Here is a 26,993-nt window from a genome sequence, read left to right as displayed (position 1 = left end):
CCGGACCAGTGGCGTGCGCGGTTTCGCCTGCGCCCTGTGGACCGGCCGCGGTTGGACTGGTTTGGCCTCGACTGCAGGACCGGCTGCAGGACCGGCTTCAGCCGGGAAAGCGTCGGATTAATCGCTGATGTCGGCGCTGGGGCTTGTGGCCACCAACATCTCATGGGTCGGCTTCAGCGACACGGTAAAACAGCATCCCCCGTCATCACGGCTGGTCAGGTTGACTGTCCAGTGCTGGTTGGCGCAGATGCGCTGGACCAGCGACAACCCCAGGCCCAGCCCCTCCCCGCGCTGTTCGTCGCCGCGCACGAAGGGCTGGAACATGGCCTGCTGTTTTTCCAGCGGAATGCCGATGCCGCTGTCCTCGACGCTGAACCCGTCGCTGCGCAGGGTCAACTGGATGAATCCCTGATCGGTGTAGTGCCAGGCGTTGCGCAAGAGATTGCCCATCACCGAGCGCAGCAAGGGCGCGTTGTAGGCCTCGTCGTCGCCGTCCAGGCGCTGATAGCTGAAGCGCAAGCCTTTGGCTTCGATGGGCGTGCGCCAGGTGTCAGCCAGCTCGTCGGCGATCAGCACCAGAGACGACCGCTGGCCATGAGGCGTGTTCTTGCCTTCGGTACGGGCCAGCAGCAGGAAGGTTTCGACCAGTTGGTTCATACCCGCGGTGGCCTTGCCGATGCGCTTGACCTGCGTGCGGGAACGGTCGTCCAGCGCCGGGTATTCCATCAGCAGTTCGCAGGACGTCGCCAGCACCATGAGCGGCGTGCGCAGCTCATGGCTGACGTCGCTGGTGAACAGCTTTTCGCGACTCAGCGCGGCCCGCAGCCGGCCCAGGGTTTCGTCGAAGGATCGGGCCAGTGCGCCGACTTCGTCATTGGCGTAATCGCTGGCGAGCACCGGCGCCAGTTCCAGCAACTGATCGCGATGGCGCACCTGACCGGCCAGGCGCGACACCGGCGTGATCACCCGGGACGCCAGCAGCCGCCCCAGCAACACCGCCAACAGCACGCTGAGGACGAAGCCGACCAGCACGACCCCGAACAGAATTCGTTCACGTTTCTGGAATTTGCGCTGATCCCGCAACAACACGTAATGGCGCCCGTTCACTTCCGAGACCATGGCGTAATAGGCTTTCTTGCCGCGAAAGAACTCCTGAAATCCCAGGGGCAGGCCCTTGAGGTCATCGCTCATGGCAAGGTCGCCAACGCCCTCTTCGGCGTAGAACAATTCGTCTTTTTCAGGCCGGTGGCGCCAGTCGTTGATGCTGTCCACCGCCAGCAGACGGTGCATGTTGCCCTTCAGGCTCATGATCGACAGGCGCTTTTCGACCACGTGCACGGTGGCAATGATACCGGCGGCGAATACCCCGGCGACCAGGGTGCTCATCAAGGCGAATACGATGACAATCCGTTGCTTGAGGCTGTGTTTGATGTCCATGAAGGTCCGTGCATGGCGGTACTCGAATCCGGGGCGTCGCCCCTCCTGCGGCGATTATCGGGTGCGGGATGTCATGGTTTTGTCAAATGCCGCGCTCCGCCCGGCTGGCGCCCGTCCCGCTGGACATCAGAGGCCGCATCAGCAACATCCCGACCGCGCACCCGCCCATCAGCAGGCAGGTGGCGATGAAGACCACCGGCATCCCGAAATGCCCGCCCAGGTACCCCCCGGTCAGCGGCCCCAGCACCTGGCCGATGTACTGGCAAGACGTGGAATAGCCCAGCATGCGCCCCGCCACGGCGTCGGGCACCGAATGGCGGATGATCGCCGCAATGCACGGCAACAGGCCGCCCAGGGCAATGCCCATCAGAAAACGCAGCAGCACCAATTGCCAGGCATGGCTGACGAACGCCTGGGGGATGAGCAACAGAGCGGCCGCCGTCAGGCAGCCGATGACCACTTTCCAGTGGCCGGTGCGGTCGGCCAGCTTGCCGATGCGGGACGCCGACAACACGCTGGCCAGGGCGGTAGCCGACATCACCAGCCCGGCCATCAGCGTGACGTTTTCACTGTGCAATTGGGTCAGGTACACGGTGATGATCGGCTCGATGGACATGATCGAAAACATCACCAGACAGGCCACAACCAGCATGGTCAGCACCGGTTTTTTGTCCGCGATGACGTCCCACGCCCGCACAGCCGGCGCCTTCGCCGCACCCGCCTGACGTCGAAGCCGAGGCGCTTCCTTCATCAGAAACAGCGTCGCAAGGAAGGTCAGAAAGATCACGCCCCCGGCCAGGAAGAACGTGGTACGGATGCCGATCAGCGGCGGCAACAGTCCGCCAATCAACGGCCCGGCGAGATTACCGGCCATGATCCCCGAAGAGAGCATGCCCAGTGCCCAGCCGGTGCGCGCCCTGGGCGTCTGCGTCGCCACCAGAATGGTCGCGCCGGAGGCATAGCCGCCGAGCAACCCTGCCAGCAAACGCAGCCCGACCAACTGGTAAATGTTCTCCGCCAGCCCGATCAGCGACATCGCCACCGCCATGCCCAGGCTGGCGCGAATCAGCATGAGCTTGCGCCCGTAGCGGTCGCCCAGCCGCCCCCACAGCGGTGCCGTCAGCGCGGCAGACAGAAAGGTCGCGCCAAACGCCACCCCCGACCACTGCACGATGGCGGCCTGATCGCTGACGCCCAAGTGTTCGACATACAGCGGCAGAAACGGCAGCAGCAGCGTCATGGCGACGATGGTGGTGAACGCGCCGAACACACAAACGGCCAGATTGCGCTTCCAGTGCTCTTCGACGATGGATGGCAGGGGCTCAGCCTGGGATTGGGGGTGTGCGGTCATGATGGCTCTACCGTGAACGGAACACGCTCACGGTAGAGGGCTGACAGGCATAAATAAAATTCATGTTTTTCATGCGGGGGATTCCAGTCAGGAATAACCCCCGGCCACTGGGGCGCTCGCGTCCGGGTCAGGACGCCATGGACGCGCGCGGCACCGTGAAGCGGAATTCGCTGCCGACGCCCTCTTCACTGGCGGCGGTCAGTTCGCCGCCGTGGGCCCTGACGATGCCCTGGGAGATGTAGAGCCCCAGGCCCGTGCCGCTCGGATTGCCTTCACGCCTGCGCCAATAGCGCTCGAACACGTGGGGCAATTGATCGCCACGAATGCCATCCCCGCTGTCCACCACGGCGAACACCACATTGTCGCCCGCGGCTGACGCCGTCACCTTCACACTGCCGGACTTGGGCGTGAATTTGATGGCATTGCCCACCAGATTGGAGAGCACCTGGAACATGCGCTCCGGGTCAGCGAAAATCGTCAGGTCGGGATCAGCGTCGAACGTCAGGTCGATGAATTTGTTCAGCGCCAGTGGCGTGAGCAGTGACCAGGCGTCTTCGAACAACTGACTGACTTCCAGCGGCTCGGCGTCGATGAAGTAGCGGCCGGCTTCGATCTTTGAGGTATCGAGCAAATCCTCCAGCAGGTTGGTCATTCGCGTGGACGCGCGCTGCAGGATGTCGATGGCCGAGTTGAGTCGTTTGGTAGACGCCGTGGCGTCGGCGTTGATCACCCGCTGCATCATGGCGCACTGCATGACGATGACGGTCAGCGGGCTGCGCAGGTCGTGGGACACCACGGCCACCAGCTCATCGCGGGCACGCACGGCCTCTTTTTCGCGCAGCACCTGCCGTGACAGGTCCGCCTCCAGCGCCGAGCGACGCAGGTCGGACACCGCGTAGACCTCGCCGGCGCTCCAGGCCCTGGCCTTGCCCTCGACCTGCTGTTCCCACAGGGCAAAGGATTCCCGTGGCTGCAGGCGGTCATTGACGACCCGTTTGGCCTCCTGTGGGTTACCGCTCCACTCCACGCTGCCCCTGACCTCTGCGCGAAACCACAGCACCGCGTTGGCCACCGGCTTGGGCAAGCTGAACGCCAGCAGTCCGCTGGCCACGTCTGGATACCCTTGCGCGTCGGGGAACACGGCGCCGAGGCTGGACGTCTCGAACACCGCTCCGGGCCGGTTCTGCAGCCATTGCTGCAACGCGCTCACTTGCTCGGTGCTCGGGCACTGGCCGATCAGGTGCACCTGACCGTCGATGATCACCGCCACACCGTTGGCGTCGACCAGTGTCAGCAGCGCCTGGGAATGTTCAAGCAGCCCGTTGTAGACGTCGGCCGCGGACTCGTTCATCGCCCTGGACAGCCGGTCCAGCATGTGGTGTTTGGCCAGTCGCTGGCGCTGAGTGTGCTGATCTTCCAGCAGGCTGATCTGCATCGACAGCACTTGTCCGATGGTCTGGCAGGCTGAGCGCAGGGTGTGGGGAACCTGCAGCGGCTCGCGATTGCCGCAACTGATCAGGCCCCAGAGGCGTTCATCCTTGAGCAGGGAGATGCTCATCGATGAGCGCACGCCCATGTTATGCATGTACTGACAATGGATCGGCGACACGCTGCGCAGCACCGCGTGGCTCATGTCCAGCGGTTCGCCGGTATCCGGGCGCAGGGCCGGGACCATAGGCGCCGGCACATACGCGGCGTCGGGGATGATGCGCAGCCAGTTCAGGCGATACAGCTCGCGGGCCTGTTGCGGAATGTCAGTGGCGGGGAAAAAAAGCCCCAGGTAGGCGTCCAGTTCGGCCGTTGCCGACTCGGCAATGACCTGCCCGTGGCCCTCCTCTTCAAAGCGATAGATCATCACCCGGTCGTAGCCGGTCAGTGCGCGGATTTCCGCGACGCTGATGGCGTACAGATCGTCCAGTGATTTGGCCGATTGCAGGCGACGCAAGGTGCGCGTGAGGCGCGGGCCCAAGTGCTGCATCGATGCCTGGGTGGCGACGGGCTCCACCTCCAGAAACAGCAGGCCGTCATGGCGATGCAACAGGCCATCGAATGCCTGCCCGGCAAACTGCATCGGCAACGGATCGAGGCTGTGCAGATCCGCGTCCCGAACGGCGTCGCGCAAGGCGTCGGCCTGCGCCTCGCCCAGCCAGCGTGCCAGCGAGTCGCCGGCCTGCACGTCGCCGGGAATGCCCAGCATCTGCCAGGCATTGGCACTGGCCTGTTGCACGGACCAGTCGGCTTCGAGCAGCGTGAGCAGAGCGCCGTGGGGCTGAATGGCGCCCGGGATACGAATCGGTTCGTTGGCGCAGGTGTCCAGCAGGTCGTCCATGGTCTGCATGTTGTTAAGCATTGTTCAGCACTCCCGCTCGCTCCAGCCAGGTTTGAAAGGATTCAAAGGTGTGGCGGGCCGATTGCACCACCTCGGTGTTGTGCAGCGGGGTGTCGAACTCGGCCAGTTGTTTGAGGAAAGCTTTCCACAGACGACCGGTGTCGCGGCCGTAGACGTCCAGAAACTCGCCGCCGCTGTCGGCGTCCACGCCCAGTCTGCCGGCGATGATGCGGCGCAACACCTGCCCCCCCAGGGTCGCCCCTTCCATGACGTACATCACGCCGAGTAACTGCGCGACGCTGTCGATGGCGGGCAGCTCGGTGCACAGCGGCAGCGCCTCAATCTGCAGGTCGTCCAGGCCGAGAGCGTGCAGATCCTTGATCAACGCCGGGATTTTCTGCCGCGCAGGATCAACGGCCTGGGGCGCCAGAAAACGCTCAATCGACTGTTGCAGGGGCAGATGAAAACCGTAATAGGCAGCGATGATCCGTTTGTAGGTGTCGAGATCAAGCTGTGGGTGGGTCAGTGGCAATCGGGCTTCGAGTGCCGTGTGCTGGACAGCGGTCGCCGTTCGCAATTGCTGAAGGACGCTGGCAACGGGGGCCGGGACGCAAGGGTCGCGCAACGCAGGGGTGATTTCAACCAAGGGCGAAAGTGTCCGGTCTGAGCGGACGTGCCTGAACATGCGGCAGCCGCGGTGTTGAGGCAGATGATGCGCGCACACTAATGGAGTCAGTGCCCGGCTGTAAATATGGCCGACGGGTAAATGCCAAGGTTCAGCCGGGCGGTACATTCCGTGCGCGACCGACCCCGCGAAAAGTGTGAGGTCAACGCACCTCAATAGCCTGCGGCAAGAACGATGAGACAGCCGAACAGCGCGGCGGCGAGCCATCCGATACGGAGCGCTCGACGCTGCTGGAGGGGCGAATTGGGGGGCGTGGCCTTCCTTTGCGTGCCGGGCCGGTTGCGCTGCGTTGAGCCGGGCACTGCGCGCTGCACTGGGGAGTCCGCTGAGGTGGGCAGCGTTGAAGCTCGCGCTGTTTGCTGCCCGACAACGCCAAGGGCTTGGGCATCGCGCTCCAGACGTGACACCCGCTGTCCGATCTGCTCGTGTAACCGATCCAGCGCGATGAGGGATTGCGGATGTTGCTCAACCAGCGTCTGGCGCAGCGACCCAAGCCGCGTGCTCAGCAGGTTAAGGCCTGCCCGATCGCAAGGGTTGATCTCCAGTTCCCGCAGCACCGCTTGCCACGAGCCGAACACTCCGCCGAGGATTTCCGCCCGCGCCGATACCCCTCGGGGCCAGGGTTTGGCGTCTGCCCGCAGAAGGCTCTCCAGCACCGCCACGCCTTCGAAGATCCCGTCCACTCCGGCCAAGTGACTGCGCGTCAGGGCATAAGCCGCCGCCGTTTGCAGGTCCGCGCCATGGCTGGCAAACAAGGCCAGGCAGCACTGTTCGATGGATTGCCAGTCCACATCAGGGCAGGCCGGATGACCCATTCGCGCCATTTCAATGCACAACCTGCGGTAGTCCGGCAATTCCCGCGGATCGCCGCCGGCCTTGATCTCCATGGCGAAGCCCTGGGTCATCGCGCGCGCTGTCAGCCTCACGGGAGGGCCCGCACATCATGGCGCTTGAGATGACGCACCACCGCCCTTCCCTCCGGGCTCAACGTCGTGCCGAACGTCGCGATGCGCTCGCCTTCCAGCGTCGCGTCGAGGGCGTAGACCAGATGGCCCGGTTCGGTCTGCGGCAACAGCTCAATGTGCAGCGACAGCAGGCGCGGCTCGTATTTGAGCAGCGTGTCGGCGATGGTCCGCATCAGTCCATGGGCGGCAGACGGCAAGCCTTCGAGCACGGTGCCCATGTCCGGCAGGCCGTAATCGGGCAGGTGCGCGAGGGTGCCCGCGCGGCTGTTGAGAATGCGCTGCAGGTTGTCCAGCACCGAGAGCACGTACTGGTCGTCCTCCGCCACCCGGGCCAGATCGAGTTCACCGGTGAAATTCTGCAGCAGGGTTTAGTAGAGCGACGGGTTGAGCTCGGTCATGGCTCAACCCTCGGCCAGGGGGCGCAGCGTCAGCCGGCTTTCCCCCAGTTCGATAACCCGTGGCCGGTCCGGGTCGAGGTCGTCGCGGTTGAGCAGCATGCGCCAGTCGTTGGCCTGTGAATCGGGCTCGCGGAACAACCCGACGACGGCGACCACCCCGGCGTTTTCGTCCAGCGGCACATCCAGCTGCGCCCCCTCCCCCGGCTTGATCACCAGTGAGCGCTGATCCAGCAGGTCAGCGCCGAGCAGGCGGTCGGCGTCCCGCAGCAGGTCGTCGTAGGTGGCTTTGCTTGCCGATTTGCCGTCGCGCAGCTGGTACACCCGCACCATCACCGGCACCGACAAGGCGCGCATGTCCGTGCCTTCGGTGTTCAGGGCCTGGCGGCCGTCGAAGTCCAGACGCAGTGTTCTGACCTGTTTGTAGAAGATCGCCCTGGTCATTGATGCGGTGGAGTCCGACACGCTTTGCGTGACCCCGCAGCCGCTGACGAGGAGCCCGAAGGCGCAGAGGGTCAACGTTCTAAAAATCATAGGCGACATGGGTGGTTTCTCTTTCCTGAGGGTTGAGGTGGAGCCCCTGATAACGGCCCAAATGGATAGTGATCGTGTCGTTTTCCCCGGCAGCGCGGGCCTTCAACCCGAGCCCAGCAGTCATGCCCAGCAGCACGCCGCGTCCGCTCAGCGCTGACACCGGCAGGCAATCAATCGGCAGCGACAAGCGCAACCGCGCCGTACAGCGCCAGCCCAGATACACCTGCAGCAGCACCCGCAGGTCGCTGTGCAAGCCGCCGCCGGGCAGCCATTCCCGCGCCTCGTCGTGGTCGGCGGTGAACAGTGTCAGCAACAGTTCGCTGTTGACGTCGCGACCGACGCTGCCCAGCGGCGTGCCCTGGGACAGGTTCACCGGCCGTGCGGAGGACAGGCTGGCCGGCGTGGCGAGGGCGATGTTTCGCGGCCAGTGCGGCGCGATCGACACCCGGGTCTGAGACGCCAGCAAATGCACCAGCGCCGAAATGCCCTCGGCATTGCGGGTCGGCAAACGCATCACCCCGAGCAGCGCCAGAAAGCGCGACAGCGGCGTGGCGATACGTTTTGCCGTGCCGGGGATGCCCAGCCCGATCAGCCCGAACAGGCATTGCGAGGTCGGGTCGGCGCCAGCGGGCGAGAACGACGCCGGGTACGAATACTTGCGCCAGATCCGGTAAAACTGGGTGAAGACCCGATGGCTGAAGATGTCGAGAAACCCCTCCAGCGCCTCGTGGCCTTCCCGCTTTTGCGCGATGTCGTCGAGGTAGCGCGTCGGCAGCGGCGAATCCACGCCATAGAGGCCGAGCAAGCGGGTGCGCACGGTCGCGGGCAGTGGCTGATCCTCAGACGACCACTCCACGGCTTTGAGCTCACTGGCCGGAAAGCCCATGCCGGGGTCAGGCCGGAAACGCACCAGATCATCCTTCGGGTTTTCCGTGCTGCCCAACGACGGCTGGCCGGGCGCAGCGCTTTCCAGCAACTGGCAGAAACGGTAGACGCTCGCCTCTGCCACCCGACCCTGCACGGCATCGAGCCATTCGACGAGTCTTAACCTGGAATCCGCTGGCTGTGGTTTTCGCTCCATCGCAGGCTCCTCCCGGTCGGTTGCAGGATCAGGGTGATCTGGGTGAACAGGTGGATGTCGGCGTACAGCGCGAAGAACCGGTTGAGCATTTCGCCGAACAGGCAGATGTCGCCCTCGCCGGCAAAACCGTTGGCGTCGAGGGTGACTTCGATGTCCACCCCGCGCAGGAGAAAGCCTTTTTCGAAGCGCTGAACGAGGTGGTGACGGACGTCGACGATGGCCTCCAGACGCCGGCGATTGAGCTCGCTGCCGGTCCAGTCGTACAGCGCCAGGGTGCCGCGCAGCACTTCGGCGCTGTCGAGCATCGGCAGGAAGTTCGAGCCCAGGTGGCTCAATACTCGCCAGTGAAAACGGTCGCGACTCGGCGGGTAGCACGGCAGGGTCGGCGCACACAGATTGCGCACCCGCAGGCCTGCCTGGGTGGCGTGCAACGGCGTGTCGAGGATCGTGCTTTGCAGCGCTTTTCGCGGCAACTGGCCGTTGGTGCCAGTGAGCCGCAGGGACAGACACGCGCGCTCGGCGAGCCGATCGACGTCGGCGCCCTCTCCGCCGAGTATCAGCCAGGTGTCATGCAGCCCGTTCGCTGCGCGCTTGAGGCGGGTGTGGAAATAACGCTCGGGCGCCTCGTCGCGGAGCATGCCGCCCTTGTGCCGGAAGCTGGAAAACGGCACGTAGGCTTCCCGCCCGGAACCCCGGGACGCTGTCACCCGGTCGACCGAATAGATCTCGGTGTGGCCGTCCTGCAGACGCATCGGCCGCAATAGATAGTCGGTCTGCAGAGGGTCCAGGGACAGCGGGTCGGCCTCCAGCGGGAACAGATTAATCACCGGCACGGCGTGCAGGCGAATCTGTTCCGCGCTCAGGGCAAGCCCGTGGGGCCACGCCTGACTCAGCACGACCTCGAGCTCGAACCACGGCGCGTCCGGCGCGATGCTCATGTTCTCGAGCCCGTGCAAGGTGACGAACATGAATTTCTCGCGAAAACTGAAGTACTCCAGCAGCAACTGATAGCCGCTGAAGGCGCTGTCGCCCTTGGGCCAGAGCCGGTCTTCATCGCTGAAGCCCTTGGGCGTGAAACGCCCCTGCAGCGGTTTACGTTGGGCGTCCCCGGGCTGACGCACGTAGAGGGCCTGGGTGCCCAGGGTCAGCGCGTGGTGCAGCGCGTTGGCCACCGCCGGCGTGGCGTTGAGGTACAGCGGGATGCGGCGCAAGTCCAGCTGGCCCCAATGGCTCAGCGCACCGCAGGAAAAACGCAGGCGGATCAGCGAGCGGCCGTCCGGCTCCTGGGCCAGGCGCACCGAATCCAGCGCCAGCGGACGCAGGGTCACCGCTTGGGTGGTGGTGTAACTGCAGCGCGTGCGCTGAGGGCCGATGGGTTGCGACTGAATTTCAAAGCCCGTCGCGACCTCCTCGCTCTGCTTCATCTGGTGCACGTCGGGCTGCAACTCGACGATCGACAGCGAGGGGATCGTGCGCAGGTAATGGGGCCACAGCAGGCTGACCAGGCCTTCGGTCAGCTCCGGCAAGTCGTCGTCGAGCTTCTCTCGCAGGCGCCCCATCAGGAACGCGAAGCCTTCGAACAGCCGTTCGACGTAGGGATCGTGGGCGCCGGGCTTGTCCAGATTCAGCGAGGCGGCGCGGTCGGGAAACGCCTGGGCGAACTCCTTGCCGGCCTCGCGCAGGTAGCGCATTTCGGCATCGAAATAGCGCAGGGTCAGATTGTCCGTGTTCAAAGCAACCTCCTGGTTGTGAGTGTCAGCCGCACAGCACTGCTGCGCGGACCGGGTCCATGGCCACCAGAGCCGCCAGCAGCGGCTCCATGCGTTTGCTCAGCGCAGCCTTGTCGGCGTCGCTGCGCTGGGCTTTGAGGCGCAGCAGCTTGAGCAAGCGCGCCTTGACTTCGAACACCCGCGCCGGCTCCCACTGGGCCAGGACATGGCGCTGGGCCGTGGCGTCCAGTTCGCCGAGCAGGTGCAACGCCAGCTCGCTTTTGCCGTACTGCTCGGCGACCCGCGCCATCAGCAGGCGCAGCAGCCAGCGCTGCCGGCCGCTGTGAATATCGGGGCGCGTGTCGAGCCAGGCCAGCGCCACCTCGACGCCGTCGCGGTCGGCCTGGGCCAGCGCCTCGCTTTCGAGGGCCAGAATGTCGGCGTCGTCTGGGTTGGACGCGGCCGGCGCGGGCAACCAGGCAGCAGCGCCTTGGGTGCTGACGTGCTGTTCGATCCACTCGCGGGTGGTCTCATCGGCAAAGGCCGAGCCGTCGTCCCAGCACAATGTTTCGAGGCCCGGCAGGCGCTCGAGCAGCAGGCCCAGGTCCTCCTTGACGATCCGCGCCCAGCCCTCGAATGGCGCAGGTTGCCGGCTCAGCGCCTGATACAGAAACCACTGCAGGTCGAGCCAGAAATGGTTTACGCCCTCGGCGAACATGCGCTCCACCTGATCGAGCAACTCGTTCCAGCTCTGTTGCAGGTACAGCCGTTTGAGCTGCGCGCGGTATTCGCCCCGGGGCGGTGCCAATCGTGTTCGGCCACTCGCGTCGTGGGGCGGCGACTGGTGCACGGTGTCCCAGCGAAGGCTTTTCATCAGCCGATGGGCCGCCAGCCAGCCCTGGGGTTGTTCGCGCAGATAGCTGGCCAGCGTGCGGCCGTTGTCCAGCAGATCACGGCCAGAGCGGATGGTATTTGGCGCGGGGCCGACGCCAGGGGTGGCGGCGTGTTGGGTGGCCTGAGGATTCGCAGCGTCATGGCTGGCGCTGAACTGCGGCACCACGGCGTCGAGTCCGCCGGACTGGGCCAGCCGTGCCGACAGCGCCGCGTACAGCGCGCCCAGTTCCGGGCGTTGTTGCGCAGGCCAGCCTTGCAGCACCTGATCCAGCCAGGCGAGCGCGGCGACTGTGCGCTCGGCCTCGGCTTTCACCACTTCCGGGTACAGCGTGAGGCTGTCCAGCACCTTGGCGCTCGCCAGCCACTCCAGCGCTACCTTGCGACTGTTGGGACGCGCCGGCAGCACGTCGGCGCTGTAGCGTTCGATGATCGCGGCCAGGAGGTTCAGGCTTTCCGCCAGCCCGGACTCGCCGTCCCGCTGCAGGCGCGCCCACAGGTAATAGGTGAGCACGCGCAGGTCCTTGCACGTGACTTTGAGCAGCTTTTCCGCCAGAGAGCCGACCCGATCGGCGTCCGCTCCGGAAAGTTTGTTGACCTCCTCGCGCATGCTCTGGAAATCATCGTCATAGCCGGGGTCCTGACCCACGGCAGACTCGGCACTGATCGGTGCCAGCAACGCTGTCCAGTGTTCAGCCTGGGCCCTGGCGAGGCCCACCGCGTCGCGCTCACCCAGCGTCGTGGCGATCAACGTTTGCAGGCTCATTCCATCACCTCGGCGCGCGATGACGTTGGTGCGCTGGCGATCCCGTTGAGGAAGATCTGTCGCGGCAGTTTGAAATTGCGCAACGCCAGCAGGCTCATCGGTCCCGCGCCCAGCTCGGTGCGCATGTGCCAGGTCAGGTCCAGGCCATCCGGCGCCGGCACCGTGATGCGGTAGCGGCTGTCACTGTCGTCCAGTGCGTTGACGGTGGCGGTGTCCAGCAAACGGATCAGCCCCCAGGCGCCCTGAAAGTCGCCATACAAACGCTCGCCGCTGCGCACGCTGGTCCAGGTCAGGCTGGCGCCGGGGTAATCGCTGCTGCCTGGCCAGGCAAATCGCTGCCAACTCTCTTTCTGATTGAAGTACTGATGCCGCGCGCCGTTGAGCACGAAGGTGGTCTGCACCACGTCGCGCACCGCCTTGCCCTGCAGCTCGAAGCTGATGCCCATGCCCCCGTCGGTGTAGAGCACGTCGGCCAGGTGGCTGAGCTGATTGACGGCCGCGAGAAATTTTCGGGTTGATCAGCAGGCCCTGGCCGTGGGCCGGGTCCACCCCCCAGCGACCGCCGTCCTTGCGCAACACGCCGGTCAGCTCGCGCTGGAGGAACTGCTCGATACGCCCTGAATCCGCCCGAATCATTTTGCCCAGCATCGGCAACGAGGCGTCGCTGCCGGTGGCGGCAAAAGGGTAGCGACCGAGGAACGCCTGGTCCCATTCATCCACAACGCCTTGCTGCCATTGCCGGTTGAGGGCCACCGTTGATGGCTCGAGCACCTTGCGCCAGGCCTGATCCAGCGGCTGGACAAACAGCGCGTGGGCCACGCCGTCCCACTCCTCGCCGAGACTGGCCGCGAGCAGCTCGCCGTAGGCGCGGGTGTCGGTGAGGTCGATGTTCTTGCCCTGGAACACCGTCTGCGCCATGGCCTGGGTCATCCCCTGGGGATCGGCGGCGTGACTGACCTGCTGCAACTTCAGGCGCACCCGGGTCACGCGGGTCAGGAACGCCTGCAGGCTGAGGTCGTCATCACTGCCCTTGCCTTCCGGGTCCTTGCCCAACAACCCCAGCAGCGGGCCGAAGGTCGGATCCAGCGGCCCGGCCGGCGTGTCGAGCTGCTGGCTGATGGCAGACACCCGGGTCGAGCGTTCGCTGCCCATCAGCTTCTGCGCCGACTGCACCAGCGAGTCCTTGAGCCCCTGACTGCGATTGCCGGCCTGCCCCTGCCAGGCCAGGGTGTTCATGAAGGCAATCAACGGTGACTGACGGACGTCGCTCATCAGCGTCAATTGGTCGATGACGTCGGCCAGGCTGTCGGCCCGTCGCCATTGCACACTGTTGAGAAACTCAAGCCAGGCACCGGAGTAATCATGGAAATAGCGATCGGTCAGGCGCGCTCTGAGCTGCTCGGGCGAGGTGTCGGCAACGGCGCTGCTTTCCCGATCGCTGAGCACCCAGTCGATCTGCTCGCGGCGGGCTTCGACGATGTCATCGATCGCCTGGCGCACCTGCCCGTCCCACGCCTGCCGCGTAAATACCCCCGGCACACTCGCCTCGGTGAAAAACAGCGGCCACGCCTCCTTGTCATCGACCATCTGCTCAACCCCGAGATCGGGAGCGTGGCTCGCGGCGGCCTCCAGCACCTGCCGATAAAGGCTGGCTTCGCCATTGCGCTGGCCCAGTTGCACCAGCAAGACCTGCCGCGCCTGGGCCACCAGTGCGTTATCTGGCTCGATGCGCCACTGCGGATTGGCCGCCAACTGTTCGGCGTAAAACTGCCACAGCGTGGGCGACAGCCCTTTCCACAACCTCGGCGCCACGCCCATTCTCGTTGGCTCGGCATGACCCAGTGCGGTCACCAGAAACGCCGCATCCACTTTCTCCGGCCGGGCCATCATCAGGTAGGCCTTGAGCTGTACGTAAGCGTTGTGGGCGCCTTTCGCCCGCCGCGAACTGTCGGCGGGCGACGCCACCAGCCATGCCAGTTGGCGCTTCAGATTCTCCGCCGCCGGGTCGCGCATCAGCCGGTTGTTGGCCTCCACATAGCGCGGCCACATCGCCGCGAGCAGTGCATCGTTCTGGCTCAGCCCGAAGCGCTGGTACCACGGTTCGCCACGCCGGGCTCGGTCCTTCAGCCTGCCCATTTCGAGGATCAGCGCGTTGAGGGCGAGCAACGGCTCATCGCCGTTGCCCGAAGGCTGCACGGCCGCGAGGGACGACTGAATGTCGATGATCTGGGCGCGGTGGGTGGAGAACGACAGCAGCAGGCCTGCTGCCCAGATCAGCGCGGCACCCAGTGCCAGTGCGTAGCTGATGCGCGTGACGGGCCAATTCAAGCGCCGGACGTCGCGAGGTGTGTCCGCGAGCACGCCGGCCCACGCCGGACCCGCCAGCCATTGATTGCCATTGGACTCGGTCGATGGCGCCGGCAAACTGAACCACAGCCCGCGCAACGGCACGCCCCGCGCGAACTTGCCCAGCAACGGCGTCAGGGCCTGCCGCCAGCGCGAGATGCCCTCTGCTTTCAGGTTGGAAGATAACCGTGAGAGAAAGTCATGGTCGGGGTAGACCGCCAGCTCGGCCAGGCCCATCTGGTGCAAAGAGTCGTCAATGGGGGCCAATATCGTCTGCAGTTGCGAGCCGCTGAAGCGCGGGGGCAGCAGCGACCCGGCGGGCCCCCGTGGGTGCTTTTGCTGCGTCCGATTGCTCTCGCAGACCTCCCACAGGTGCAGCGGCAACTGCCAGCCCAGGGTTCGCGCCAGTTGCTGCAAACCGGCGACGCCACTGGCCATCGTCGCGGCGTTGGCGCTTTGCTGCTTATCAAGGGCCCAGACCACGCCGTCCAGGCACCGCCGCTGGGTTACGGCGTGCCAGCGGGTGGCGTTTTTGCAGAGCTGCGTTTGCGGGCTGCCGCCCCAGAGCAGCACGGTGTTCTGGCCTTCGAGCCACTGGGCGTCGGCAAGGCCTGGTGCGATGGCCTCGATCTGTTTGGGCTCGCCGACGACCAGAATGAAGCGGGTGCGGGTGCGCTGGAAGGCGCTGTACTGGTGGTCGAGGTGCTCCTGGAGTTCAGCGACGCCCGGGAGTTTCTTGGTTTCCGGGTTGGATGACGATTCCTCCGGTGGGAATACGCCGTCACCCTGCCGCCGCTCGACGCTGCGGCGGGCCTTCATCAGCGCCAGCGCACGAGGAAGGGTCTGCACCAACAGCGCGATCACCATCAGCAACAGGAACACCGTGATTTGCTGATGTCTCTCCGTCAGTCCGACCGTTGCGCCATAGGTGTAATCAAGCCAGCCCAGCGCCGCTGGGAAGGCGACAAGCCATACCGCGCCACCCGCGCGACGCCAGCCATTGCCGATCATGGATTTCATGCGATGTCTCCCGGTGTGACGGTATTGATCCAGCGCCCTTTGTCTTCGCTGCTCAGTAACAACAAGGGTTGCTTCGCAAGCTTGGCCATCTCGATGCCGAGGGCTGCCAGCAGCCAAGGACCGCAGGGGCCCGGCACGCCATTTAAGGCTTCCAGAATCCAGCGGTGGTCCACCGACAGCGCTGCACCCTCTCGCGCGGCTGCCGCCAGTAATAGGGTGGTTTGCGGATGCCAGTCGGCGCCGTCGGCCAGAACGCCTGTTGCATCGCGAGCTTTGGCCTGAATCTGCAGGAAAGTGGTGAAGTCGGTTTCCAGGGAATCGACGTCGAGGGGCATCGGGCGCAACAGGCGCGCGGCGATGGGCAGCTTGTGGGCTTTGGCGACCGCGTCGGCGCACAGCAGGATCGCGGCGAGTCCGTCGGAGTAAGCCTCTTTACCGTGGGCCTGGACGACGAGGATGAGGTCGACGGCGTCGCGTGGGGTTTTAAGTGTTTCTTCCATCCAGGCGAAGGAGAGCTGGCTTGTTACGTGGACGCCGGTGAGGGTGGATGACGGGGTGAGCTCGGACAGGTGCTGCTGGCAGGCGACGGCCAGTGCTGGATGCTCATCCTGTGGCGCATCGGTCAGGACAGTGACACTGAGACTTTCACTCGGTGGCAGCGGCGCCAGCACTGTCGACAGCGAACCCATCAATTGGGCAAGACCTGCCAAGGCCCGGCCCTTTTGGCCCTTCGGCAGGCCAACGATGCGGCGGGCTTTGCCTGAGTGTGGGACAGGCGTGTGGGGCGGTTTCATCATCGCCACCGCAGACAAATGCTCGGGCAATAGAACCAGACCGGCCATGGCCGCCATGTAACGCTGCCCCCATTCCCCCCAGGCGACCTGTGCCAGCCGGGACCGCTCCTGCAGCAGCCTGTACTCATCCAGAGCGCCACCGTAGGCGTGCACCCGCGCCGCCAGCGCGAGAATCGCCACCACCAACGGCGAGGCGGTGAGCGCCCATACGTTTAACGCCTGCAATTCAGGCACCACGACGTAGAGCAGGAACATCAGCACAGCCGCTGCCCCCGCTAAAACCACGATCAGCAGCCAGCGAACCGGTGAAGGCGGTTTGGGTGCGAGCCCTGCTTGCACGTATTCACGTTGCCACGCCATCTTCAATCCTTCGCCCAGTCAGGCGCGCTGGACATGACCTGGCAACCGCACTGTGAGTGGCAACCATCGACCACCAGCTCACGGCCTTCCTCCAACCAGTCGGCACAACCCTCAATAATGGGATTAACGCCATGTCCGGGTATGGGACACATGACCCTATCCCCCACCAGAGCGACTGCTTTGCCCTGGGTGATATGAGTAGACGACGCGGAAATTACCGCTCCTCCGTGGGTGGTCTTGTCACCCAACAATACGAATCCTTGTGACATTGAAAGATCCTTTGTTAATGAATTGATGAAGCCGTGTATTTATTCCGCGCGAGCGGATGCCTGGGCGAGCTCATGGGTTGCGCGTGCTTGTCATACGTGCCGGGTTTTAACGGTGCGGGCCTTCACTCACCGACTTGATGGCCGATATAAAGATCAGGCGTGACACGTTAAGTTATTACCTGTCCTCATAGTCTGGCTTCAGCGTTTAAACGAATGGCCTCAAGCGTGGGAAAATCTGGCGTATCGCTGTCATCTGGGCCCGAAGTCCCGTCTGGATAAATAAAGGCAGGGTGAAGTCCGATTCCTTTGAACTCTGGCTGTTCTGACGTCACGACATACTTGGCGTGAAGCACTGCCTCAGCGTTTATGTTTCGCACCTGGGGAGCCAGGTAAGTCTGGTAAGGCACCGCTTCACCCACCAGATTAAGCCTCTTGACGTAATCCTTCTTTAGGACATCTTTTAACCATGGGTAGCAATTATTTTTTATATCAAGATGGGTGCCCACCACGTTTTTAACCCCTTCAGACGGAAAATCCGGATTGTTATGCTGAAACACGACCAGAACATCACCTCCCGTTCCCACTACCGCACCTTCGCCAATGCGCTCAGGCCATTGAGGACGTACCCCAAACTTCACGTAAGCCACGCGCCACCGACACATCCCGCCACCGTCAACAGCGAAATCGGCGTCATAGAAATCGCCCTCCCCACGCCGTTTGAACGCTACACGCTGCTCCCTGATACTGCCGAATACATCAGGCCCCTCATAAACGTTTTCACAGATCGTCGATAGATAACCCACGGCCATGGGCGGCGGGAATAACCCTTCCGATGCTTTAAGCGTCATCGTGACTCTCTCCCCCTCCGTGTCCGGATGGAGTTCGTAGTCGAGTGCGCAACCACTGAGCGATGCAAACACCGTTATGATTATGAGTAAAGCGCTGAAGCTTGAAGCTTTCGGATTCGGTTGATCGCCCTGAAGATATCTCGCGGCGGTGAGCAAGTTCATTATTTCGCCTCCGTCTTCAAGCGAATTTCCTGCATTTTCTTAAAGTCTGGCTCAAGTTCCCGATTGGATTCTTCCGTTCCGTCGGGGTAGCGAAATGTTGTCGTGACGATTTCGTCAGCGACGCGTTTCTTCGGGGAAGTCGACGTCACTACAAAATTTGAATGCAGCACTGGCTCAAAAAATATGTTTCTTGCGTCCCGAGCCCTGTAGGTACGATAACTTTCATACTCTTTGGCCAGATTTACACTCTTATCATAGTAACCGAGTTCATAGGCTTCCCTTACCCATGGGTAGTAATCCTTTACGATTTTCAGGTCCGGCCCTTCGATAAACTGATCAACCCTATTAAAGGGCGCATGCTGCCCGTCGAACTTGACTATAACCGTCCCGCCATAATAAGCTGTTACTTTTTTTGCAAAACGATTAGGAATACGATACACGACCCCAAACTCGATGCTATCTAGTTGCCATTCACATTCACCGCCGCCATCAACGAATACCTCTGCTTCGTAGAAATTAGTTTCTCCCTGCCTGGTGAACTTCGAATTCTGGAAGTTTGATCCTGGAAACTGCATACGGCTCACAGTGGGCAAGTCGACGAACATTCGGCATCTGCTCGACTCGTACCTGGCACGCAACGTTTTGGGCTCAAGCTCTGCAGGCACTTTTATAACAATTTTTACCTTTTCGCTGTCGGGCGGCGGAGTCAGAACTTTATAGTCTTTTACACAACCGCTTAAGAGTGCGAGCAGCGCAAGGCATAAGAGTGGAGTTTTTGCGTATAGCGTCGCGTTACTCATATAAGGCTCCTTAAAAAACGGGTGCAGCACACCGAGCGACTTCATTTGTTTGCTTCAGCTGCCAAGCGGATTTCCTGCATTTTTTTAAAGTTGGGCTCTGACCGCCGATCAGACTCTACTGTTCCGTCAGGGTATTTAAACGTAATGAATTCACCAACCTTGTGTTTTTTTGGTGCTGTCGATGAAACCACGTAATCAGAATGCAACACCGCCTCGAAATACACGCTGCGGGCTTCACGGGCCTCGTAGGTTAGATAACTTCTCGCCTCGCCTGCCAGGCCCGCTCGCTTGATATAACCGCCTGAGTAACTATCTTTCACCCAAGGGTAATAGTCCTTGATGATAGTAAGGTCTGCCCCTTTAACTTTCATCAAACCAGATGTCCGAAGCTGTGGATCGTTATGGTCAAATATCACAATTACCCCACCGCCCCCTCCTGAGCCCACGTTTTCTCCAAAACGATTAGGCACGCGATAGCTCACCTCAAATAAAACATTACTTAAGCGCCACTCACAGAGCCCACCGCCGCTTACAAATAAATCTGCCTCATAGAAACTTTCGTTGTTTTGGTGTGACAATTTCACATCAATCGAGTTGTAACCTTCGAGCTTCTCGGGTCGTCCATCTCCGTCATGGGTGACACGTTCGCAGATCGCTGATCGATACATCACCCTAAGGGGTGTTACTTCTAATTCCTCGGGGACCTTAATAGCAATCTTGACTTGCTCGCCACTCGGTGACGGCGCCATGCTGTAGTCTTTCGCACAACCACTAATGGAGAGAACCGTCGCAACACAAGGCAGCAATACTTTCAAACACAAACCTTCTCTACTCATACTAAACTCTCGTCGCACTAGCAACTATGTCAAGCCGCTGCAACGCTTCAATCCCACCCTCCGCCTGAACTGTTGCCTCCAATGCCGCTTCTATTTGCTTATGCATTTTAAGAAACAGGTCATTCCGCTCATATTCTTCTTTCGGCGAGGTGCCGCCATGCTTTGTCATCTGTTCCGCGAAGCGCTTGATCTCGTCCTGTGCATCAAGCGGCGGCTTCCGATCAGGTTCGATGGCTGTGAGTAGTCGATGAGTTATGTGTGCCATATATTCGCCCATCATGTGATTCCCAATACCTAGCAACCCTCCCGGCTTGGGGTTTTTGTAGCGTGGGAATATTCGCTCTAGCGTTTTCTTGTCAAGGCTGCTTATGAAAAGGTGTTGTAGTTTTCCGCTTTTTTCACTCAATGTTTTATTAATACTTGGCACCAGATACAGGTTTGGCCGCACGGGCAATCGGGTCTTTATGGTGTTGTAGTACGGCGCGCCGAGACCATCCTTATTTCGATATGCAGGGTAGGAAGAGCCACGGCTCTGAATGTGCTGTTCTACACGATAAAACATGGCAAGTTCGCCATGATGGCCGTATGAATCACCGAATTCGATCACATTAGTTGCGAGGGCCTGACCCATCGACCAAGCGAAGCCTAACGTCGTGCCTAAAGGGCCGTAAAGCCTATAGAGATGGTTATCCAGATCTGCCTCAGGCGGCACGCTGGGTATAGTGTCGGTGTCATGGACGTGTCGAAAGTGGGCAAATCCGCTCAACCCCTGTATCGCGTCGATGGTAAATGTACGTGGCATACCGTAGGTGTACAACACCGGACCTTTATCCTTGAGTGTTGCGGCATGTATTAGACCCAAAGCTCCTCCAAGGCTGTGTCCGCAAATGAAAAGTTTCCTAAACACAGTATCTTCTGGAATAAATTCACTGAAGTCCCTAGCGTATAAGGTTTCAGCTACTTTGAAGGCCTCACGAAAACCTAGGTGAACCCGGCCCTCGAGCGCCAGGTCTGCGCATGGAACCGAAGGCGCACAACTCAACTTCAGCTCTGGAGGGACAGGACGAAATGTGAGGTCCGTGACTAAGTCTGGCGCATGGAGGCGGTCAAAGTCAGTCCCGCGCCATGCCACCAGTAACTGAGCCGCGTTTCTGACGTAGAAGAGCTGTGTGTCACCCTTGGGAATGGCTGCTTTAGCAGTATTCAATACCTCGCAGCGCTCGTAACGATCATCGAACGGTACGTCAGTGACCAGACAGGGCCAATTTCTCCCACCATCCCACACCCTAGGCGTCCTCGATAAATCAACGCACTGCTCGGCAAAGAAATACTCAGGTGACCCGTACAAATCCTCCGCGCGGTTGCTGTATGACAAGATACTCATCAGCCCCAAGTTGTAGGCATTCGCCAGGCTGTACTCAGGCTGATGATGCAACACCAACGACCAAGCCCGCATCGGGCAAACTTCCAAGACATGCCGGCAGTTCAGCGCTTCGTAAGGTGCGGTAAACCCTGAAAACTCAGCGTCCGGGAAATGATAAGCCGGTGGCGGAGCCAGCTCTGGCCATGGCGGGTTGAACGCCGGTAGCTCATCACACAACTGCCCTATTCGCAGGTAGTGATAGGCATGCCCCTGCTCAAGTGCCTGTTGTTCCACCGGCGAAAACCCGGGACGCTGCTTTCCGTACAGAGGTTTGCTGTCACTTGCACCCGGCCGCTCGGGCTCCGGACGCACTGCGCGCAACCGCCGCTGTTGCAGAACTTCAGCCAACGGCGCCGCCGGCATTAGCAGTGTTACGTCGAGCGGATGAAGATCCTCAACTCGAATGACACCCTGGGCATCGGTGCTCCCCGAGTACTCAGCAACGCAGCCATCCCGCACTGCCTGATTGGTCGCCCGCCACGGCAGATTAGCCAGCGGCTCGCCGCGCTCGTCCACCAGTTGAAATTCAACCCAATGGGTTTTCTGGGGGCCGATGGCCACAGGCTTGTAGGTGCAAAAAATGTCCGTCTGGTGCTGTCTGTCTTTCATGCCGGGTCCTTCCTGATTGAAGATTTGATGCGGTGATAAATTGTCGCGGCCGATTGCTTGGCGGCAGGCGCGGTGTCGGTAGCCGTTGCGATGCAGATCGCAAACCATTTGGGCGACGGGGCCCCTGAGCGGTGCTCACTGCTCATCGGGCTTGTCATTGGGGAACTCGATCACCACGTTCCCGGGCAATAGCGTGTGGACCGGGATGGTCTTGCCGTCCTTATCGGTCACGCCGGGGAACCGCTCGCCCTCCTGGGTGGTGATCAGGTAACGGGCGAAGGGGGCGTAACCCTTGACCGGGTCGCTGAGGGTGTAGCCCGCGGCATAGCCCGGCGGTATCGGTGTCGCCGGGGTGGTCAGCGTAGTGGCACCGCCCTTGAGGACGTACGCGGCCCGGTGATGGATGTTCCCTGGCGCGCCCAGCTCGATCTCGCCGCCTTTGATGCGGATGAACGCGCCGCCGCAGCTGAAGACGATTTCTTCGGGCGCACTGATCTCGACACGGCCGGCCAGGCTTTCAATTTTTATCTGGTCATTCGCCAGCGCGTGCATCGCGCCGCCGTAGGCGTGCAACTGCACATCCCCATCCACGGCTTTTAGGTCGAGGCCTTTGGTCACAGCGCACAGGCTGATCGCACCCTCGGCGGTGCCGGTGATGTCATGTCCCGCGCTGATGTTGGTCGAGCGCGACGACGCGATGGCGACGCTGTCACGGCCGGAGGACAGCAAAACAGTCTCGGGGCTGACCACGCCAATGCCGGCCGGCGCGTGCAGTAGCAGCCCGGGCTCGGTGAGGTTGGTCAGGGCCGCGGTGAGTTGTTCGTGGCCGCTGGTATCGGCGGCAATGGTCTGGGCACTCCGCGCGGCTTGAGCCATGGACCGGGCCAACGACAACGCGCTTTCAAGCTGCTCGATTGCAGCGTCCATATCGAGCTGCTGACCGTGCGCCCTGGTCTGTTCATCCGCACTGATGAACACCCCACGCCCGGCCCGAATCGCGCCCCAGCCATCCGTGCGCAATTCAAAGCCTTCGCCGCGCTTATCCTTCTCGTTGTCGACCAGATGCCCAAGGTTCAGCTGACTCTTGCCGCTGTGCTCGGTGCTGAGTTTGATGTGTTCTTTGCCGCGATCATCTTCCATGCGCAGCTTGTTGTTCGCCGGCGTGCGCAGGACATTGCGTTTGTAGTCGCTGCGCAGCAGCGTCACATGGTCGGGATGGCGATTATCGTGAAGGGCATGGGCGATGTAGGGCCGGTCCGGGTCGCCTTGCTCGAAGGCAATCGCCACTTCGGTGCCGCAGATCAGTGGCAGGTGCAGGCCGTGGGTATCTCCGGCATACGGACGGGCCAATCTGAGCCACAGGCTTTCCTGACCGATTTCCCAGCTGTCTCGGTCAAACAGAAAGCTGACCTTGTAGCGGCCTTCGCGGTCGATGTGGCTGTAGGGATCGTTGGCCAGCGAGCTGGTGACCCGCGCCGGGACGGTCCCGGCAATTTGCGGTTTTGCCAGCAACGGCGGCCGAACACACACGTTCTCCGAATAAGGAATCGCTTCAAAGCTCAACTCAAAACTGCGATCCCGTGCGGCCCGCAACTGCAATCGAGTGATTACCGCACCCGGTTCAAACGCCTGCGGCGCCCCACCGGAAATCGCCAGCACCTGCGCCAGTCCCAATGACGCACTGCTGCTAATCCCGGTCAGCCGAGTCTGGTTATTGAGATACCGTTCGTGCCGCAACCGGGCAAAGAAAAACCCGCTTTCACCCTCTAAATCTTCATCCTGATCGAGCTTGTCACCCAGCGCTTTGTACGGCTCGGCATAGTGATAAGCCTCCCCATAAGTCGTGGTATCACCGCGAGTCTGATCAACATCCCCATCCAGCCACGCACCGGCGTCACGGTCGTGGTAGGCACGAAAGTGAACGCTCTGCTCCACCACTTCATGACTGACCTGCAGCCCCCAAACCCCATCCTGGCCGCTGCTGCCCAACCCCGACTGCGGCCGAAACGGCAAGCTCACCCGCGGCCGAACGTAATGCCGCTGATCATCGTGAAACTCGACGACCTCAATACCCAATCGCTCATTGTTGCTAAAGCGGTACCAGATCCCCACCTCGGCCAGCAGCCGGGAAATAAACGCCAGATCGCTCTCGCCGTACTGCATCACCTGCTCGCGCGCCGGGTACTCCCGCACCAGCGTGAACAGAAAGTCCTGCCCCTGGAAGTCATGGCGCGTACGCAGAATGCTCTCGACAATCTGCGGCACCGACTGATGCTGATAGATCCGGAACTGCCGCCCACGGGCCAGCAACGCCAGGCGCGGTTCCAGCGTCACTTCATAGCGCGCTTCATCAGCCGAGCCGGACAGCCGCTTGAACCCGGTAACCACCCCATGCAACGTACGCAGCGCTTCAACCCGAGGCACCCGCAACCCAGGAATCGCCACCGGCAACATGTGGGCCGCCGCATGCAGACTGAACTGCGCATCCTGGCTTAGCATCCGCTCGGCGCCGATGTCTCGCTCAACCGAGGTAAATTCCACGCGATAAAGAAACGGCTGGCTCAGCTGTTCTTCACCTTCAAAGGCTAAAACGTCAAGTGTCACAGGCAGGTTATGAACGACGAGTTTGTGACGGCTATGGTCGAAAAACACCCCGATGGCATCGTTCATCATTCGCCCTCCACCGAAGCCAGGGACTCGACAAACTCAAGGGTGATACCGTCCTCCTCGCAGTGCCCCAGCACCACGCCCCGCGTCGCCAATCGCGCCGCCTGGCGCTGTAAAAGCTGTTGACTCAGCACCGGCAAAATCTGCTGATTGAGCAAGCTGTCGATGTTCCGCGCGCCGCTGTCGGGCAGCAGGCACGCCTCCACCAGCGCATCATGCAGGCGCTCGTCGATCCGGCAGTCCAGCCCGTAATGCCGGCGTAACCGCTCTGCCACTTTGCCCAGCTTGATTGCGACGATGCGCTTGAGCGCCGGCGCCTGCAGCGGTCGGTAAATCAACGTCTGGAAACGAGCCAGCAACGCGGGCTGGAAGTGCTCGCGCAGGACCGGCCGCAGTTGCTCGTGGACCTCCCCGTCGAGCGCGTCGGGGTTCTCCAGCAGGTAGTCCTGCAGCAGGTCGCTGCCCAGGTTGGACGTCATGACGATGACGGTGTTGCGGAAGTCTATTTCGCGCCCTTCGCCGTCGCGCATGAAGCCTCGATCAAAGACCTGATAAAACAGGTTGAGCACGTCGCGGTGGGCCTTTTCCACTTCGTCCAGCAGCACGACGCTGTAGGGGCGCTGGCGCACCGCTTCGGTGAGCACGCCGCCCTGCCCGTAGCCGACGTAACCCGGCGGTGCGCCTTTCAACTGGCTGACGGTGTGGGCTTCCTGGTACTCGGACAGGTTCAAAGTGATCAGCGATTTCTCGCCGCCAAACAGGGTGTCGGCCAGGGCCAGGGCGGTTTCGGTCTTGCCGATGCCGCTGCTGCCGACCAGCAGGAACACGCCCAGCGGCGAGTCTTCTTCGGTCAGGCCGGTTTTCGCGGCGCGCAGACGCTGGGCCATTGCCGTCAACGCGCGGTCCTGTCCGATCACCCGCGCGGCCAGGGACTGTTCCAGCGTGAGCAGGCTGGCCTGTTCATCTTTCAGCAAGCTGCTCAGGGGCACGCCGGTCCAGTCGGCAATGACTTGGGCGACGCTGCGATCGTCGACATCCAGCGACAGCAGCGGTGCATCGCCCTGAACCGCCTTGAGCTGGGCCTGCAAATCCGTGCAGGTCTCGGCGTCAAAGACTTCGGCATGACGAGCAGCGAGCAACGTCTGCGCAAGATCGAGTTCGTGGGCGTGCTGGTCCTGCAGTCGCGCCAGCTCACCGCCCAGGGATAACAGCTGCGCGGCGATGGCCGTCAGACGCTCATCGGCATTGCGTCCGTTGACGCGCTGATCGTCTTGCAGCGCCTGGCGTTCCTGCGCCAGCGCGGACTGCCGGGCCTTGCTCGCGATCAGCGCCTGGGGCTCGCAATCCAGGCTCATGCGCACCCGGGCGCTGGCGGTGTCGAGCAGGTCGACGGCTTTGTCCGGCAACTGCCGACCGGGCAGATAGCGGCGCGACAGCACCACTGCCGCCTGTATCGCCGCGTCTTCGATGTGCACGCCGTGGTGGCTGGCGTAGCGGGCCTTCAAACCGCGCAGCATGACCATCGCCGCGGCATCGTCCGGCTCGTCGACCTTGACCATCTGGAAGCGTCGCTCCAGTGCCGGGTCACGTTCGAAATACTGCTTGTATTCGCTCCAGGTGGTTGCAGCGATGGTGCGCAGTTCACCACGGGCCAGGGCGGGTTTGAGCAGATTGGCGGCATCGGCGCCCCCCGCCTGATTGCCCGCGCCGATCAGCGTGTGGGCTTCGTCGATGAACAGCAGCACCGGATGCTCGGCCTGCTGCACGGCCTCGATGACGTCTTTGAGGCGCTGTTCGAATTCGCCCTTGACCCCGGCACCGGCCTGCAACAGGCCCAGATCCAGCGTGCGCACGCTGACTGGTTTAAGGCTCGCGGGCACGTTGCCTTCGACGATGCGCAGGGCCAGCCCTTCCACCAGCGCGGTTTTGCCGACACCGGGTTCGCCCACCAGAATCGGGTTGTTCTTGCGCCGGCGGCTGAGAATGTCGATGACCTGACGAATCTCGTCGTCACGGCCCAGCACAGGGTCGATCTCACCCTTGCGCGCCTTATCAGTGATGTCCTGAGTGAACCTGGCCAGCGAAGGGTTTTCCGCCGTTGAATCCGCAGGCGAGATCTTTACCGAAGCCATCTCCGGTTCAACGTCCAGACCCTGCCCAGGCTGTGGGCGCTCATCGGAATGCTCGTCAAGAAACGGCAGCAAATGGCGCAACTGCACCTCGCTCAGGCTGAGCAACGGCCAGGCCTCTACGCATGCGAGGAGGTCGGGAGACTCGATCAGCGCGCCCAGCACGTGGGCCGAGCGCAGTTGCTCGTTGTCCTCTTCCATCGAAGCACGCACCCAGGCGTTCTTGATCAGCCGCTGCAAGTTGTCACACAGCTGCGGCTTGGCCTGGACACTGCGCGGCAGGCGGTCGAGGTGGTCGAGCAAGCCGCTCCACAGCGCCTCGATGTCCCACTCATAACGCCGCCCGATCAGCACCAGATAGCCGTCGCCCTGCCCCAGCAGTTTCAGCAGCCAGTGCTCGATGGTGATGTGGCCGTGGCCGCGGCTCTGGCACAGCGTTGCCGCCGCACTGAGGGCCTGGGCGCAGAAAGGATTGAGGCGGCGAAGCAAACGGGAGGAGCTCTGTGCCATGGGTCATCGTCCTTGAACGGAAGGAGTAATAAGCGGCGACGAGACCGTTGAGCGATCGACGCCTCGCTGTTTTTTCT

Annotated in this window: 18 protein-coding genes and 1 pseudogene; all 19 read right to left on the bottom strand. The window is 62.2% G+C overall.

Annotation, left to right across the window (positions count from 1 at the left end; genetic code table 11):
* Positions 1-117 precede the first annotated feature (117 nt).
* Entirely contained in the window at positions 118-1,437 is a 1,320-nt protein-coding gene (locus tag BBI10_RS21300) for a sensor histidine kinase (RefSeq protein WP_065991592.1), read from the bottom strand.
* 82 nt (positions 1,438-1,519) lie between these two features.
* On the bottom strand, positions 1,520-2,788 hold the full coding sequence (locus BBI10_RS21295) for an MFS transporter (RefSeq protein WP_065991591.1): 1,269 nt from the start codon (positions 2,786-2,788) through the stop codon (positions 1,520-1,522).
* Between the two features lie 127 nt (positions 2,789-2,915).
* Positions 2,916-5,138, bottom strand: a complete 2,223-nt coding sequence (locus BBI10_RS21290; protein ID WP_065991590.1) for an ATP-binding protein — start codon at positions 5,136-5,138, stop codon at positions 2,916-2,918.
* Positions 5,131-5,763, bottom strand: coding sequence for a biliverdin-producing heme oxygenase (locus BBI10_RS21285; RefSeq protein ID WP_244160407.1), 633 nt, complete (start codon positions 5,761-5,763; stop codon positions 5,131-5,133). The genes BBI10_RS21290 and BBI10_RS21285 overlap by 8 nt, the downstream gene beginning before the upstream one ends.
* Before the next feature lie 191 nt (positions 5,764-5,954).
* Positions 5,955-6,728 carry a type VI secretion system ImpA family N-terminal domain-containing protein gene (locus BBI10_RS21280; protein ID WP_141695233.1) on the bottom strand — a complete coding sequence of 258 codons (774 nt, stop codon included), beginning with the start codon at positions 6,726-6,728 and terminating at the stop codon, positions 5,955-5,957.
* Entirely contained in the window at positions 6,725-7,132 is a 408-nt protein-coding gene (gene tssE, locus BBI10_RS21275) for a type VI secretion system baseplate subunit TssE (RefSeq protein ID WP_244160418.1), read from the bottom strand. Before tssE ends, BBI10_RS21280 begins: the two co-directional genes overlap by 4 nt.
* Positions 7,133-7,168: 36 nt before the next feature.
* Positions 7,169-7,705, bottom strand: coding sequence for a type VI secretion system lipoprotein TssJ (gene tssJ / locus BBI10_RS21270; protein WP_065991746.1), 537 nt, complete (start codon positions 7,703-7,705; stop codon positions 7,169-7,171).
* On the bottom strand, positions 7,686-8,777 hold the full coding sequence (gene tssG, locus BBI10_RS21265) for a type VI secretion system baseplate subunit TssG (RefSeq protein WP_065991588.1): 1,092 nt from the start codon (positions 8,775-8,777) through the stop codon (positions 7,686-7,688). Before tssG ends, tssJ begins: the two co-directional genes overlap by 20 nt.
* Complete coding sequence (tssF, locus tag BBI10_RS21260; protein ID WP_065991587.1) at positions 8,741-10,510, bottom strand: type VI secretion system baseplate subunit TssF; 1,770 nt, start codon at positions 10,508-10,510, stop codon at positions 8,741-8,743. The genes tssG and tssF overlap by 37 nt, the downstream gene beginning before the upstream one ends.
* A 22-nt stretch (positions 10,511-10,532) precedes the next feature.
* Positions 10,533-12,143 carry a type VI secretion system protein TssA gene (gene tssA, locus BBI10_RS21255; RefSeq protein ID WP_065991586.1) on the bottom strand — a complete coding sequence of 537 codons (1,611 nt, stop codon included), beginning with the start codon at positions 12,141-12,143 and terminating at the stop codon, positions 10,533-10,535.
* Positions 12,140-15,308, bottom strand: a pseudogene (locus BBI10_RS28725) (ImcF-related family protein). The gene tssA and the pseudogene BBI10_RS28725 overlap by 4 nt, the downstream one beginning before the upstream one ends.
* Before the next feature lie 197 nt (positions 15,309-15,505).
* Entirely contained in the window at positions 15,506-16,663 is a 1,158-nt protein-coding gene (locus BBI10_RS21245; protein WP_065991585.1) for a hypothetical protein, read from the bottom strand.
* A gap of 2 nt (positions 16,664-16,665) precedes the next feature.
* Positions 16,666-16,932: a PAAR domain-containing protein gene (locus BBI10_RS21240; protein WP_065991584.1), complete on the bottom strand. Its 267-nt coding sequence runs from the start codon at positions 16,930-16,932 to the stop codon at positions 16,666-16,668.
* A gap of 185 nt (positions 16,933-17,117) precedes the next feature.
* Positions 17,118-17,942: a hypothetical protein gene (locus BBI10_RS21235; protein WP_065991583.1), complete on the bottom strand. Its 825-nt coding sequence runs from the start codon at positions 17,940-17,942 to the stop codon at positions 17,118-17,120.
* Entirely contained in the window at positions 17,942-18,742 is an 801-nt protein-coding gene (locus tag BBI10_RS21230; RefSeq protein ID WP_065991745.1) for a hypothetical protein, read from the bottom strand. Before BBI10_RS21230 ends, BBI10_RS21235 begins: the two co-directional genes overlap by 1 nt.
* A 41-nt stretch (positions 18,743-18,783) precedes the next feature.
* Entirely contained in the window at positions 18,784-19,557 is a 774-nt protein-coding gene (locus BBI10_RS21225) for a hypothetical protein (RefSeq protein ID WP_244160406.1), read from the bottom strand.
* A gap of 22 nt (positions 19,558-19,579) precedes the next feature.
* Complete coding sequence (locus BBI10_RS21220) at positions 19,580-21,610, bottom strand: lipase family protein (protein WP_065991581.1); 2,031 nt, start codon at positions 21,608-21,610, stop codon at positions 19,580-19,582.
* Between the two features lie 135 nt (positions 21,611-21,745).
* Complete coding sequence (locus BBI10_RS21215) at positions 21,746-24,280, bottom strand: type VI secretion system Vgr family protein (protein WP_065991580.1); 2,535 nt, start codon at positions 24,278-24,280, stop codon at positions 21,746-21,748.
* On the bottom strand, positions 24,280-26,916 hold the full coding sequence (gene tssH, locus BBI10_RS21210; RefSeq protein ID WP_065991579.1) for a type VI secretion system ATPase TssH: 2,637 nt from the start codon (positions 26,914-26,916) through the stop codon (positions 24,280-24,282). Before tssH ends, BBI10_RS21215 begins: the two co-directional genes overlap by 1 nt.
* Between the last annotated feature and the right edge of the window lie 77 nt (positions 26,917-26,993).

The sequence above is a fragment of the Pseudomonas graminis genome, from assembly GCF_001705435.1.
Classification (GTDB): Bacteria; Pseudomonadota; Gammaproteobacteria; order Pseudomonadales; family Pseudomonadaceae; genus Aquipseudomonas; species Aquipseudomonas graminis_B.
This window is presented reverse-complemented; position numbering and strand designations above follow the sequence as displayed.

What these genes read in the sequence shown, in the direction of transcription:
- BBI10_RS21300 (WP_065991592.1), bottom strand. Translation starts at nt 1,437, where the DNA reads ATGGACATCAAACACAGCCTCAAGCAACGGATTGTCATCGTATTCGCC.
- BBI10_RS21295 (WP_065991591.1), bottom strand. Translation starts at nt 2,788, where the DNA reads ATGACCGCACACCCCCAATCCCAGGCTGAGCCCCTGCCATCCATCGTC.
- BBI10_RS21290 (WP_065991590.1), bottom strand. Translation starts at nt 5,138, where the DNA reads ATGCTTAACAACATGCAGACCATGGACGACCTGCTGGACACCTGCGCC.
- tssJ (WP_065991746.1), bottom strand. Translation starts at nt 7,705, where the DNA reads ATGTCGCCTATGATTTTTAGAACGTTGACCCTCTGCGCCTTCGGGCTC.
- tssG (WP_065991588.1), bottom strand. Translation starts at nt 8,777, where the DNA reads ATGGAGCGAAAACCACAGCCAGCGGATTCCAGGTTAAGACTCGTCGAA.
- tssA (WP_065991586.1), bottom strand. Translation starts at nt 12,143, where the DNA reads ATGAGCCTGCAAACGTTGATCGCCACGACGCTGGGTGAGCGCGACGCG.
- BBI10_RS21245 (WP_065991585.1), bottom strand. Translation starts at nt 16,663, where the DNA reads ATGGCGTGGCAACGTGAATACGTGCAAGCAGGGCTCGCACCCAAACCG.
- BBI10_RS21240 (WP_065991584.1), bottom strand. Translation starts at nt 16,932, where the DNA reads ATGTCACAAGGATTCGTATTGTTGGGTGACAAGACCACCCACGGAGGA.
- BBI10_RS21235 (WP_065991583.1), bottom strand. Translation starts at nt 17,942, where the DNA reads ATGAACTTGCTCACCGCCGCGAGATATCTTCAGGGCGATCAACCGAAT.
- BBI10_RS21230 (WP_065991745.1), bottom strand. Translation starts at nt 18,742, where the DNA reads ATGAGTAACGCGACGCTATACGCAAAAACTCCACTCTTATGCCTTGCG.
- BBI10_RS21220 (WP_065991581.1), bottom strand. Translation starts at nt 21,610, where the DNA reads ATGAAAGACAGACAGCACCAGACGGACATTTTTTGCACCTACAAGCCT.
- BBI10_RS21215 (WP_065991580.1), bottom strand. Translation starts at nt 24,280, where the DNA reads ATGAACGATGCCATCGGGGTGTTTTTCGACCATAGCCGTCACAAACTC.
- tssH (WP_065991579.1), bottom strand. Translation starts at nt 26,916, where the DNA reads ATGGCACAGAGCTCCTCCCGTTTGCTTCGCCGCCTCAATCCTTTCTGC.